12 protein-coding genes are annotated in these 12,153 nt (G+C 62.2%); 10 read left to right on the top strand and 2 right to left on the bottom strand.

Going from position 1 to position 12,153, the window contains the following annotated elements:
• The first annotated feature begins 155 nt into the window (after positions 1 to 155).
• Positions 156 to 1,187, top strand: a complete 1,032-nt coding sequence (locus tag ACO07N_RS12385) for a GlxA family transcriptional regulator (RefSeq protein ID WP_421981310.1) — start codon at positions 156 to 158, stop codon at positions 1,185 to 1,187.
• A 170-nt stretch (positions 1,188 to 1,357) separates the two neighbouring features.
• Entirely contained in the window at positions 1,358 to 2,650 is a 1,293-nt protein-coding gene (locus tag ACO07N_RS12380) for an Hsp70 family protein (RefSeq protein WP_421981309.1), read from the top strand.
• A 286-nt stretch (positions 2,651 to 2,936) separates the two neighbouring features.
• On the opposite strand, the gene ACO07N_RS12375 is transcribed toward ACO07N_RS12380, so the two are convergent.
• A complete protein-coding gene (locus ACO07N_RS12375) occupies positions 2,937 to 3,251 on the bottom strand; it encodes a DUF1905 domain-containing protein (RefSeq protein ID WP_421981308.1) in 315 nt (104 codons plus the stop codon).
• A gap of 417 nt (positions 3,252 to 3,668) precedes the next feature.
• Here ACO07N_RS12375 and ACO07N_RS12370 point away from each other — a divergent pair, with 417 nt between their 5' ends.
• The 8 genes from ACO07N_RS12370 to cobM are packed head-to-tail and all read left to right on the top strand — an operon-like array spanning position 3,669 to position 10,477.
• Positions 3,669 to 3,911 (top strand): DUF6732 family protein, encoded by a 243-nt coding sequence (locus ACO07N_RS12370; protein WP_421981307.1) that lies wholly within the window; start codon positions 3,669 to 3,671, stop codon positions 3,909 to 3,911.
• Positions 3,908 to 5,032: a sirohydrochlorin chelatase gene (locus ACO07N_RS12365; RefSeq protein WP_421981306.1), complete on the top strand. Its 1,125-nt coding sequence runs from the start codon at positions 3,908 to 3,910 to the stop codon at positions 5,030 to 5,032. The genes ACO07N_RS12370 and ACO07N_RS12365 overlap by 4 nt, the downstream gene beginning before the upstream one ends.
• A gap of 6 nt (positions 5,033 to 5,038) precedes the next feature.
• Positions 5,039 to 5,695: a precorrin-8X methylmutase gene (locus ACO07N_RS12360; protein ID WP_421981305.1), complete on the top strand. Its 657-nt coding sequence runs from the start codon at positions 5,039 to 5,041 to the stop codon at positions 5,693 to 5,695.
• A gap of 1 nt (position 5,696) precedes the next feature.
• Positions 5,697 to 5,945, top strand: coding sequence for a hypothetical protein (locus ACO07N_RS12355; protein WP_421981304.1), 249 nt, complete (start codon positions 5,697 to 5,699; stop codon positions 5,943 to 5,945).
• Positions 5,942 to 7,141: a precorrin-6y C5,15-methyltransferase (decarboxylating) subunit CbiE gene (gene cbiE, locus ACO07N_RS12350; RefSeq protein ID WP_421981303.1), complete on the top strand. Its 1,200-nt coding sequence runs from the start codon at positions 5,942 to 5,944 to the stop codon at positions 7,139 to 7,141. Before ACO07N_RS12355 ends, cbiE begins: the two co-directional genes overlap by 4 nt.
• Positions 7,138 to 7,863: a precorrin-2 C(20)-methyltransferase gene (gene cobI / locus ACO07N_RS12345; RefSeq protein ID WP_421981302.1), complete on the top strand. Its 726-nt coding sequence runs from the start codon at positions 7,138 to 7,140 to the stop codon at positions 7,861 to 7,863. Before cbiE ends, cobI begins: the two co-directional genes overlap by 4 nt.
• Complete coding sequence (gene cobJ, locus ACO07N_RS12340) at positions 7,833 to 9,704, top strand: precorrin-3B C(17)-methyltransferase (RefSeq protein WP_421981301.1); 1,872 nt, start codon at positions 7,833 to 7,835, stop codon at positions 9,702 to 9,704. The genes cobI and cobJ overlap by 31 nt, the downstream gene beginning before the upstream one ends.
• Positions 9,701 to 10,477 carry a precorrin-4 C(11)-methyltransferase gene (gene cobM / locus ACO07N_RS12335; protein WP_421981300.1) on the top strand — a complete coding sequence of 259 codons (777 nt, stop codon included), beginning with the start codon at positions 9,701 to 9,703 and terminating at the stop codon, positions 10,475 to 10,477. Before cobJ ends, cobM begins: the two co-directional genes overlap by 4 nt.
• A 55-nt stretch (positions 10,478 to 10,532) precedes the next feature.
• Here cobM and bchE read toward each other — a convergent pair whose 3' ends face one another.
• Positions 10,533 to 12,074 (bottom strand): magnesium-protoporphyrin IX monomethyl ester anaerobic oxidative cyclase, encoded by a 1,542-nt coding sequence (bchE, locus tag ACO07N_RS12330; RefSeq protein ID WP_421981299.1) that lies wholly within the window; start codon positions 12,072 to 12,074, stop codon positions 10,533 to 10,535.
• Positions 12,075 to 12,153 lie beyond the last annotated feature (79 nt).

The raw sequence follows: 12,153 nt of genomic DNA, 5'->3' as shown, positions 1-12,153 counted from the left end.
ATTTCGGTCCCGACAGCGTCGGAAACTCCTTGTGGTGGGCCACACCACGGCAGACTTTCCTCCTCTTCGGGCCCGAAATCCGACACGCGCCACGACCGAAACCTGAACCTCAACAGACCCTAGCTTCTCGGGCTGACTCTGCTTAAGATATTGGAATGCAAAGCGAGACCAGACGGCGCAAGATTGGTTTTCTGTTGGTCGACGGCTACGCGCTCATGTCGGTCGCGTCGGCGATCGAGCCCCTGAGAGCAGCCAACCTTCTGGGCGGGTCCGAATATTTTCAGCTGACCTACTACTCGCAAAACGCGGGCCGCGCGCGCGCGTCCTGCGGCGCCTATATCGAAACCGAGCCGCTCGGCATTCTGAGCAACCAGGTCGATCTACTGCTGGTCGCCGCCGGGACCAATCTCGACGAGGCGGAGAATACAGCCTTCTACGCACAGCTGCGCAAGCTTGCCGCGCACGGGGTCGCCCTCGGCGGCATCTCGGGCGGCGGCGCGCTTCTGGCGAAGGCCGGGCTGATGGAAGACCGACGTTTCACGGTTCACTGGGAACACTTCGAGGAACTCAACGCCCTTTCGGATGGGTACTTCCTGGAGCGGCGGATCTTCGTGATCGACAGGAACCGCTATTCCTGCGCCGGCGGGGTCGCATCGCTGGACATGATGCTTGCCCTGATCAAGTCGGAACTGGGCGCGGAACTGGCGACCACGGTCAGCGACTGGCTGGTTCACAGCGGCATGCGCAGCGCGGACGAACCGCTGCGCTCGCGGTATCTGGGCAGCAACACCGGCGTCAACAGCTGCGTGACAGCGGCCGTCGACCTGATGGAAAGCCATGTCAGCGACCTCCTGACACTGGACCAGATCGCGATGCTCGCCGGTGTCAGCTCGCGCAAGCTGCAACGCAATTTCAAGTCGGACCTCGGCATCTCCGTCATGCGCTGCTACATGGATATCCGCCTGCACAAGGCCGATGAATTGCTGCGCAAGACGCGCATGGCGGTCGCGCAGGTTGCCTTCTCGACGGGCTTCGTCGACCAGGCGCATTTCGCAAGCGTCTACCGGGAAAAGTTCGGCTTCTCGCCAACGGAGCGCCGCAAGAGAACCCGCAAGGAGTCCAATGTCATGCGGACACCGGACCCGGACGAGTTTTCGGAACAGGACAGCCTCCTGGAACATCACTGAACCGGCACGGGTTTTTCGTAGACTGATGGCCGGACGAACCGTTTGGCCTTGCCTTTTTTCCTGATTGCCCGTATTCAGCCCGGCCATTCCAATTTCCAGAGCTCTTCACGCCAGAACAGCCGCGACCAGCCCGCGGTGCGTTTGCGCGTTGCCTCGTGAGGACGGCCGACATGACTGAAACCATCGGACTTGATTTCGGAACTTCCAACACGGTTGCGGTCACGGCGGACGGACCTGGCGCAACACGCCCGATCCGCTTTCAGGACAGGGACGAAAGCTTCACGTCGCTGCCGACCGTCCTGAGCTTTCTCGATCGCGGTGCCGCAAGGGCGCTGCATCCCGAGGTCGGACCCTGGGCCATCCGTCAGTTTCTGGAAAGCTTCGGGGATGTGCGCTTCATCCAGTCGCTCAAGACATTTGCGGCAAGCAGCCTCTTCAAGGGAACCGGCGTCTACGGCGTCCGGTTCGAATTCGAGGATCTCATGTCGACCTTCCTGCGCTGCGCATTCGAGCGCGCGGGGACAAGCTTCGATCCCGCGGGAACCAGGCTTGTCGTCGGCAGGCCCGTCGAATTCGCCGGGCACCGGCCGGACGAAAGGCTGGCAATGGAGCGTTACAGGAAAGCGTTCCGGAAAGTCGGTTTCGAAGACATCCTGTTCGTGATGGAACCGGTCGGCGCGGCGTTTTCCTACGCGCAGTCACTTGAAAGGGATACGACAATCCTCGTTGCCGACCTCGGCGGCGGCACCACGGACTATTCGATCATGCGCTTTGAAACGGCAGGCGGACACCTCAAGGCAACCCCGCTCGGGCGCGGCGGGATCGGGATTGCAGGCGACACGTTCGACTACCGCATCATCGACAATGTCGTGCTGCCGAAACTGGGCAAGGGATCGGCCTACCAGAGCATGGGCAAGGTGCTGGAAATCCCGCCCAACCTCTTTTCCAATTTCGCGCGCTGGCACATGCTTTCCATCTTCAAGACCTCGGACGATTTCAAGGAAATGAAGAAGCTCCTGCGCTGGTGCCTGGAGGCGGACAAGATCGAGCTCTTCATCGAACTGGTCGACGAGGACCAGGGCTATCCGCTCTATAAATCCGTGTCGGAAACCAAGGCCCGGCTGTCGGTGGAAGACGAGGCCGAGTTTTCCTTCTCACCGCTCGGGACCGATTTCCGGGCAACCGTTTCCCGTCGGAATTTCGAAAGCTGGATCGCGGGTGATCTTGCCAAGATGGACAAGGCGCTCGATACGGCGCTGGCCAAGGCGGGATTGCGAGACAACGAGATCGATCGGGTGTTCATGACGGGTGGAACGTCGTTCGTACCCGCTGTCCGGCGCCAGTTCGCGAACCGGTTCGGCGCGGAGAAAATCTCGGGCGGCAACGAACTCACGTCCGTCGCCAATGGCCTCGCCCTGATCGGTGCGCGGGAAGATGCGGACGACTGGGTGGTGGCGGCTTAGGGTACGGACTCATAAATGAAGCCGATTTGGCGGCAGAAATGGCAAAATCTTGCGAGGAAGCGTGCGCAGAGCGTTTATGCCCAGTCAAGCGCGATGACGCTGCGAGGTGAAGCCATTTTGCCGTCCTTCGGATTTGGCCGTTTTGACCAACAGCCACGTCGCGAAAGGCTTGAAAATGAACCACATTTCCTGCGCTTTCGCTCCTCGCAGTTGATCAAAGCGATCCAAACCAAATTGACTTCATTTATGAGTCCGTACCCTAGTCCACTCCCGCAAGTGCCCAGGTTTAGGCCCTCGGCTCATCCACGACCGTCATGTCCACCTTGACCGTGTCGCCGACCGAGACCTTCTCGGCCTTTCTGACAGCCGCTTTGACCGGCAGCAGAAAGGAGCCCGACGCCTTGTCCGGCCAGATGGTCGTGCGCCATGTCGACGATCCGATAGTGACCTTCACCTTGATCATGCCCCAGCTTTTCGCCTTCTGACCAGCGGCTACAAACCGGATCTGGTCGGCACACGCCTCAGGCAGCGTGACGAATGTCCAGCCGCCCGGACCGGGTGAAAGCCAGAGGTCTGCGGAAAAGTTCATCTGGTCCAGCAAGATGGTCTCACCCCGGTTGGAAAAGTGTTGGCACCCGGCCGGTCATTTCAGAAAAACCCGGAGCCCGTCAACCACCCATCAGTCTTTCGAAAAAGGTTGCTGCCACTTCCCGAAGCCGGGATGCAGCGCACCTTCAGATGTGCATATCCGGTATGTTGTCCGTTTCGACCAATGGATGTCGCATTCGCGCTTGATCGGTCGGGACGGCTCCCCTAGATTGCCGCGACCTGACGGCGTCCTATCAGGGACTGAAAGCGATTCCGGATGCGGTTGACCCACACAGGGGACCAATGCCGGAGCTGTCCAAGGCACTTGCAGAGCGGCCGAATTCCGGCCGGCTCATCGTTCGTGTTTGCTTTCGTCTTCCGATTCCGCCGCCATCGATTGCCTGCAGGCGCCTGCCATTGGGAGAGAAGAATGAGCCACCGGACGTATCTCACCGGACTTCTGACCGTATTTCTGCCGTCAACCGCCTTTGCCCATGGTGGCCACCTGGGTGAACTGGCCGGGCATTCGCACTGGATCGGCGTAGCCGCCGTTGCAGGTGCCGCACTGGTCGCCGGTCTTGTCGCGCTGAAAGACCGGAAGAAAAAAGACGCCGAGGACACACCCGAAGCAGCAACCGCAGACGACGAGACCGCCGGGGAAGCCGCGCAATGAGCGAAAAACTCGGGTTGATGATTTGCGGCCATGGCAGCCGCAACAAGGGCGCGGTCAAACAATTTGCACAGCTCGCCGAAGGCCTGACGGCGCGCTTCCCGGACTGGCCGGTCGAATACGGCTACCTGGAATTCGCCAATCCCGTCATCCATGACGGTCTGAACAAATTGCGTGAGCAGGGCTGCACGCGCGTGCTCGCCGTACCCGGCATGCTGTTTGCCGCCGGTCACGCCAAGAATGATATCCCGTCGGTTCTGAACACCTATCAGGCCATGCATCCGGAGATGAAAATCTCCTATGGACGCGAACTGGCCGTCGACACGCGCATGGTCAAGGCGGCGGCGGCCCGCATCCAGGCAGCCATCGACGAAGCGGACAGCGACGTACCGCTTCATGAAACGCTCCTGATGGTCGTCGGGCGCGGCGCGTCCGACCCGGATGCCAACTCGAACGTCACCAAGATCACGCGGCTGCTCTGGGAAGGTTTCGGCTTCGGTTGGGCGGAAACATGCTATTCCGGCGTCACCTTCCCGCTCGTCGGTCCGGGCCTCGAACACGCGGCCAGGCTCGGCTACAAGCGCATCATCGTGTTTCCGTATTTCCTCTTCACAGGCGTTCTGGTTCAACGGATCTACAACACGGCAGACGAGATTGCGGCCAATCACCCGGAGATCGAATTTCTCAAGGCGGGCTATCTCAACGACCATCCCCAGGTTATCGACACGATGGCAGACCGGGTTCAGGAAATCCTGCAGGGTGCCAACCTGATGAACTGCCAGATGTGCAAGTACCGCGAACAGGTGCTCGGTTTCGAGGCGGAAGTGGGCCTGGCGCAGGAAAGCCATCACCATCATGTCGAGGGACTTGGCGCGGAAGCCGAGTGCCAGCTCTGCGACGAAATCTGCACCGGGGCGTGCGAGAAGCAGGTTCAGGCCGGCGGACATCATCATCACCATAATCATGATCACGGGCATGACCACGGCCACGGGCATCACCACCATGGCGACGGGCACAGTCACAGTCACGGTCACGGGCACGATCATGACCATGGCCATCATCATCATCCCTACCCGCACGCGGACCATCCGCACGGACCGAAATCTCTGAAGCGCGAGGGATAAGCGTCCGTGACCAGGCAACCTACTCCGGCCTACGCATACGAGAAGGACCCGTCGGCCATCTACCGGCAGTCCTTTTCCATTGTGCGCGGTGAAACGGATCTTTCGCATCTGCCGGAAGATCTGCATGCGGTTGCCGTGCGGCTGATCCATGCCTGCGGCATGACCGATCTGCCGAAGGACCTTGCCTGGTCAGACGATCTGACACCTTCGGCGCGCCAGGCATTCGAGGCCGGCGCCGCCATCCTGTGTGACGTGGAAATGGTCGCCCACGGCATCATCCGCTCCCGCGTGCCATCGGCCTGCGATGTCGTCTGCACGCTGAACGACACCCGCGTGCCGGAGATGGCGAGAGAACTCGGCACGACGCGCTCGGCAGCCGCCGTCAACCTTTGGCACGACCGGCTTGACGGCGCCATCGTTGCCGTCGGCAATGCGCCGACGACGCTGTTCCATCTCCTGGAGACGATCGCGTCCGGCGGGCCGAAACCCGCCCTTGTGCTCGGCTTTCCCGTCGGGTTTGTCGGGGCCGCCGAATCCAAGGACGCGCTGATCGAAAACCCGTTCGGGATACCCTACCTCGCGATCAGAGGCCGGCGCGGCGGATCGGCAATGGCGGCAGCCGCCGTAAACGCCCTTGCCGCCGGACTGCCGGAGGAGGCCTGAGATGACGGGACCGGGACGGCGCAAGGATCTGAAATCAAGCGGTGCGGGAAAGCCCATGCGCTCGCGCGGGTTCCTGTCGCATTCCGGCGGCCGGCCGGCTTCCGTCGATGAGACGGGTAACGCGACGACAGATGGTCCGCTGACCCGGAAATCGCAGGGGATGAAGCAGGCCGTACCGCAGACTGACGCCAGCCCCGCGGAACTGACGCCAAAGACACCGCCCAAACCCTATCGGCTGGAGGACACATGAGCTCCCCTTGGCTGACGCTGGTCGGGATCGGCGAGGACGGCGTTCTCGCACCCGGCGGCCGGGAGGCGTTGGCGGGTGCCGATGTCGTCTATGGCGGTGCGCGGCACCTGGCGCTCGCAGGCGATTTCGCTGCCGAAAAAAGAACCTGGCCATCCCCGTTTGCCACCGTCTTCACCGACCTGGAAGCGCTCCGATCGCGACAGGTCGCCGTACTTGCGACCGGCGACCCGATGTGGTTCGGCTTCGGGTCATCCCTTGTCCGGCGGTTCGATCCGCAGGACATGACGGTCTTGCCATCGCCCTCCGCTTTCCAGCTGGCGGCCTCCCGCATGGGCTGGCCTCTTCAGGACTGCGAGTGTCTTTCCGTGCACGGCCGGCCGGTCGACCTTCTGCGTTGCGCGCTCTACCCCGGCGCGCGCCTTCTGGTTCTGACGAGCGGTCCGGAGACACCGCGGCAGGTTGCCGACCTGCTCGCGGATGAAGGCTACGGACGCACCCGGATCACCGTGCTTGAACATCTCGGCGGCGAGAAGGAGCGGCGGACAAGCGGCATTGCCGAAGACTGGTCAGGCGAAGTGGCCGCCTTTCATACGCTGGCCCTCGACGTCACGGCCGACCCGGGAACACGCGTACGCACCCGCGTTCCCGGTCTTTCCGACGACGCCTTCCGCCATGACGGCAAGATGACCAAACAGGACATTCGCGCGGTGACGCTCGGCGAACTGAAACCGCATCCGGGCGCACTCTTGTGGGACGTCGGTGCAGGCTGCGGTTCGGTCGCCATCGAATGGCTGCGGGCTGCGAACCGCACCCGTGCCATCGGTCTGGAGCCACACGCGGAACGGCGCAAGATGGCGGCGGAAAACGCGATCGCCCTCGGCGTCCCGCATCTGGAACTTGTTGACGCAACGGCTCCCGAAGGCCTCGATGGCCTGGCCCGGCCGGACGCCGTCTTCATCGGCGGCGGTCTGACGGCACCCGGCATCATCGACACCTCGCTTGATGCGCTCCCTACCGGCGGCCGGCTCGTTGCCAACGCCGTGACACTGGAAAGCGAGGCGGTTCTGCTTGCCGCCTACCAGAAACACGGCGGTTCCTTGAAAAAACTCTCGATCCATCGCGCAAGTCCCGTCGGCGGCCTGACCGGCTGGCGGCCGCTGATGCCGGTGACGCAATGGAGCCTTGAAAAATCATGAGCGGAACCCTGTTCGGCATCGGTCTCGGCCCCGGAGATCCGGAACTCATGACGCTGAAGGCCCACCGGCTGATCTCTTCGGCGAAAGTCATTGCCTACCCCGCGCCCGACACCGGCGAGAGCTTTGCGCGCTCGATCGCCGCGTCGACCATCCCGCAGGACGCACGCGAGATTCCGATTGTCGTTCCCATGCGTGTCGAACGTTTTCCGGCGCAGGAGATTTACGACAAGGCTGCGGCCGAGATCGCGGAGGTGCTTGCCACCGGCGAAGATGTCGTCACGCTGTGCGAGGGCGACCCGTTCTTCTACGGCTCGTTCATGTATCTGTTCGAGCGGCTGTGCGACCGTTTCGAGATAGAAGTCGTGCCGGGCGTGACCTCGCTGACGGCCTGCGCGGCGCAGCTTCAGCGGCCACTCACCTCCAGAAACGACGTGCTCACGGTGATACCCGGGCCGTTGCCGGACGACGCAATCGAGGAAAAGATCGAAGAGGCCCAGGCGGTGGCGATCATGAAGGTCGGCCGGCACCTGGCCCGTCTCAGGGCGCTGCTCGATCGCATGGGCCTTCTGGAACAGGCCGGCTATGTCGAGCGGGCCAGCCTTGACAAGCAGAAGGTGCACCGCCTGATCGACCTTGATGCGGAGACGGCACCCTATTTTTCCATGATCCTCATTTACAAGGGAGACGAAGCGTGGACGCTTCCCCCATCCTATTCGTCCTGAACCAGGCAGGGCTGGACACCGCAGAAGATGTCGCGCGCCGGTTTTCCACGGCGCGCATTCACGGTCTGGCCGGGCGTGTCCCGACGGCAGACACCCAGTTCAATGAAACGATCGAGCACCTGCAGCTGCTTTTCAAGGCCGGACATCCGATCGTCGGCTTCTGCGCCAGTGGCATACTGATCCGCGCGCTCGCGCCCATCCTCGGCGACAAACGCACCGAGCCCCCCGTGATCGCGGTTTCCGAGGACGGTTCCAGCATCGTGCCGCTTCTCGGCGGACATCGCGGTGCCAACGAACTGGCCAGGATCCTGGCGAAGTCGCTCCGCGGGCACGCGGCCATCACGACGGCCGGGGACACAAAGCTCGGCATCGCGCTCGACGTACCGCCCAAGGGCTGGCTGCTTGCCAATCCGGAAGATGCCAAACCCGTCATGGCGGAGCTGCTGTCCGGCGCGGAAGTCCGCATCGAGGGAACCGCCGACTGGCTCACAAAGGCGGATCTCAACACGTCCGATGACGCCGCGATTACTCTGACAGCCACCGAGAAACCGACGGAAGGCGGGCCGACGCAGCTTGTCTACCATCCCCAAAAATATGCCATCGGTGTTGGCTGCGCCCGCTATTGCGACCCGAAGGAGCTTATTGATCTTGTCGAAACGCAATTGGCTGACGCCGGGATCGCCAGGGGTGCCGTCGCCTGTGTGACGACGATTGAGCTGAAGTCCGACGAAACCGCGGTTCTTGAACTCGCCAAATATCTGGACGTGCCGCTTCGGGTCTTTTCGGCAGTGGAACTTCAGCGCGAGACCCCGCGTCTGAAGAACCCGTCCAACATCGTCTTCCAGGAAGTCGGCTGCCACGGCGTGTCGGAAGGTGCTTCGCTTGCCGCCTCCGGTCCGTTCGGATCGCTCGTTGTCGAGAAGCAGAAAACGGAAAACGCAACCTGCGCGATTGCCCGTGCGCCCCAGCCGATCGACCCGGAAACGGTCGGCCGCGCGCGAGGACACCTGTCGGTAATCGGCATCGGGCCGGGCAAGGACGACTGGCGGACGCCCGAAGCCACGAAGCTCCTGGCGGACGCCACGGACGTGGTCGGATATTCGCTCTATCTCGATATCGTCGACACCCACATCACCGGAAAGAAGCACCACAATTTCCCGCTTGGCGCCGAAGAGGACCGGGTGCGGTTCGCGCTGGAGGAAGCCGGCAAGGGCAAGAACGTTGCCCTGATCTCGTCCGGCGATGCCGGCATCTACGCGATGGGCGCGCTGGTCTACGAACTGCTGCACCGGAACGAGGAATTCGGCGGTGTCTCGGATGCCGCCAAACGTGTCAGCGTCACCAATGCGCCGGGCATATCGGCGCTCCAGGCCTGTTCTGCTCGGATCGGTGCCCCGCTCGGTCATGACTTCTGCGCCATCTCGCTCTCCGACCTGCTGACCCCCTGGGAATCCATCGAGGCCCGGCTCAAGGCCGCGGCCCAAGGCGACTTCGTGATCGCGTTCTACAATCCGGTCTCCAAGCGCCGGCGCACGCAGCTTGCCGCTGCGCGGGAGATCCTGCTGGAGCACCGGCCGCCGACGACACCCGTTGTTCTCGGCGTCAATCTCGGACGGCCGGAAGAGACACTGAAAGTCACCACCCTCGAAGCGCTCACCGTCGACGAAGTCGACATGCTCACGACGGTCCTGGTCGGGTCATCGAACACGCGAGCGATCATGAAGGGCGACGGCAGCATTTTCGTCTATACACCGCGCGGCTATGCCAAGCGGATCGATGCACCGAAACCGGACAGCGCCGAGACCGCGCCGGAAACCGAAGAGGCAGAAGACATCCAATGACCGTTCATTTCATCGGCGCGGGGCCCGGCGATCCCGACCTCATCACGGTGCGCGGATTGAGATTGATCCAGTCCTGTCCGGTCTGCCTCTATGCAGGCTCGCTCGTACCGGAGCAAATCGTTGCCGCAGCGCCCGAAGGCGCGCGCGTGATCGACACCGCGCCGATGACGCTCGATGACATTGTCGACGAAATCAAGAAGGCCCATGCAGAGGGCCTGGACGTCGCCCGGGTCCATTCCGGCGATCCGTCGATCTACGGCGCGACGGCCGAACAGATGCGCCGCCTCGATGCGCTCGGGATCGACTACGACGTCACCCCCGGCGTGCCTGCCTTCGCCGCCGCTGCGGCCGCGCTGAAAGCCGAACTGACGATCCCGGAAGTCGCACAGACGGTCATCGTCACCCGCACGGCGATGCAGTCGTCGGCCATGCCGAATAACGAGGATCTCGATACACTCGGCAAGAGCGGCGCGACGCTTGCGATCCACCTGTCTATCCGGAACCTGCGCGAAATCGAACGCCAGCTGACGCCGCATTACGGCGCGGACTGTCCGGTCATCGTGGCCTACCGGGTCGGCTGGCCGGATGAAACCTTCATCCGCGGCACGCTGTCAACGATTGCCGCAGAGGTGCGCAAGGCCAAGATCACCCGCACCGCGCTGATCTTCGTCGGCCATGCGCTGAAACCGGGGGAAGACTTCCGCGACAGCGCGCTCTACGACGCCGACCATGTACATGTCCTGAGGCCGAAAAAGAAAGCCAAGGCGTCCTGATCCCAACCCGTCCGGTGGGACTTTCAATGGCCAGGGCGCGGTTCACAGCCATGGCCTAAGCCCGCACCGGACCGGCTTGTTTCGTTTTCAGCGCGGGCTTTTCAACCGGACCACGAGCCATGGAATTCTCGTTTTCCAGACTGTCGCCCCAGAACTCCGCAACCGTCGGGCCGGTTGCCGTCCTGTTGTCCCGAAACAGAAATCCGAACACTTCGTGAAACCAGACACGTTTGCCCATCTGGTAGTACCATCTCTGCGCGTGCCGGAGCTTCGGGTCTTTGAAGGTCAGGAGCCGCCAGATGGCCTTTGGCCGGGACTGGACGACAAACTCGATGAGCTTGACCCACAAGAAGACACGCCAGGGCGGCACATGGCGTGTCGCGAGCACCTGGTGCTTGTAGTCCCACTTGCGCTGATCCAGCTGAATGACCTTCCGGTGGCGTATGTCGCGAAAGAGGGGCGTCCAGCGGTGCGGCGTGACGTAAAGCGACTGGATCTGATCCGGGTCGTAAGACAGCAGCAGGCGCAAGACCCGCCAATAGTCCCGGTCCCGTTCCTCCTCGAAACCGACGACCCAGGTCGCCATCGAGAGCATCCCATGCCGGCGCATCAAGTCGATGGCCTGCCTGTCGATGCTGGTTGACCCGCCTTTTCTGACCTTTCGCAGAATTTCTTCGTCCGTGTGTTCCATTCCCATCAAGAACCGTTCGATACCGGCCTTCCGGTAAAGATTGAGATGGTCGCGATCGCGAACGATGTCGTCGGCCCGCGTTGACCCGACCAGGGTCACGTCGATGCCTTCGGCGATAATCGCTTCCAGGAACCGCTTCCACATTTTCTTCGAAGAGGTCGGATTCTCGTCCGCGAAATTGAACACCTGAACGCCATGGACACGATGGAGCCATGCGATTTCCGCCGCGAATTTTTCCGGATTTCGATGCCGCCACTGGGTCCAGAAACCACGCTGGCCGCAATAGGTACAGGGATGCGGACAGCCTCTGGAAAACTGGACGACAACAGCACGCTTGCGGCCCCAGTAGGAATAGTTCCTGAAGTCGATCAGTTCCCAGGCGATCCGGTAGGCGTCCAGATCACGAATGACCGGCTGCGGCGGTGTCGAAACAATTTCACCGTTATGCCTGAAGGCAAGACCGTTAACCCGGTGCAGCGGTGTTCCCGCTGCCACCGCGAGGACAAGCTGCCGGCAGGTCTCCTCCCCTTCCCCGCGCACGATCACGTCGAATTCCGGCGTGTCACACAGAACTTCGCGCCAGTGATAGGTGGGAAAGACACCGCCATAGATGATCCTGATCCGGGGGTTGGCTCTCCTGACCAGCGTGGCAATTTCGACGGCTGTCGGATGCGCGGAGGTCGAGCCCGAGTGGCCGAGCAGGAGAAGGTCGCAGTCCGCTGAAACGACTGACCTTGTAATTTCGGCCGCGGACATTGGCCCGAATTCCGCATCCAGCAATTCGACCCGATGACCATCGTCGATCAGGGGACCGGCGATTGCCAGAAGACCAAGGGGCGGCAGGTGGTCATCCGGGATACGGCTGCCGATCGCCGTGTGCGGAGGGTTCACGATCACAATGTGCATGCAGGTCCCTTTCTTGTCGTTTCCGGACGACAAGAAAGACAGCCAGGCTTGCAGAAATTGCCGAGAGAATGTGCGGAAA

The organism is Roseibium sp. (assembly GCF_965229775.1).
GTDB lineage: Bacteria > Pseudomonadota > Alphaproteobacteria > Rhizobiales > Stappiaceae > Roseibium.
The sequence above is the reverse complement of the archived record's forward strand: the minus strand, read 5'-3'. Positions and strand labels throughout refer to the sequence as shown.

Coding starts and splice junctions, on each gene's coding strand:
- cbiE (WP_421981303.1), top strand. CDS start 5,942: ATGAGCTCCCCTTGGCTGACGCTGGTCGGGATCGGCGAGGACGGCGTT.
- ACO07N_RS12355 (WP_421981304.1), top strand. CDS start 5,697: ATGACGGGACCGGGACGGCGCAAGGATCTGAAATCAAGCGGTGCGGGA.
- bchE (WP_421981299.1), bottom strand. CDS start 12,074: ATGCACATTGTGATCGTGAACCCTCCGCACACGGCGATCGGCAGCCGT.
- ACO07N_RS12365 (WP_421981306.1), top strand. CDS start 3,908: ATGAGCGAAAAACTCGGGTTGATGATTTGCGGCCATGGCAGCCGCAAC.
- ACO07N_RS12370 (WP_421981307.1), top strand. CDS start 3,669: ATGAGCCACCGGACGTATCTCACCGGACTTCTGACCGTATTTCTGCCG.
- ACO07N_RS12380 (WP_421981309.1), top strand. CDS start 1,358: ATGACTGAAACCATCGGACTTGATTTCGGAACTTCCAACACGGTTGCG.
- cobI (WP_421981302.1), top strand. CDS start 7,138: ATGAGCGGAACCCTGTTCGGCATCGGTCTCGGCCCCGGAGATCCGGAA.
- cobM (WP_421981300.1), top strand. CDS start 9,701: ATGACCGTTCATTTCATCGGCGCGGGGCCCGGCGATCCCGACCTCATC.
- ACO07N_RS12385 (WP_421981310.1), top strand. CDS start 156: ATGCAAAGCGAGACCAGACGGCGCAAGATTGGTTTTCTGTTGGTCGAC.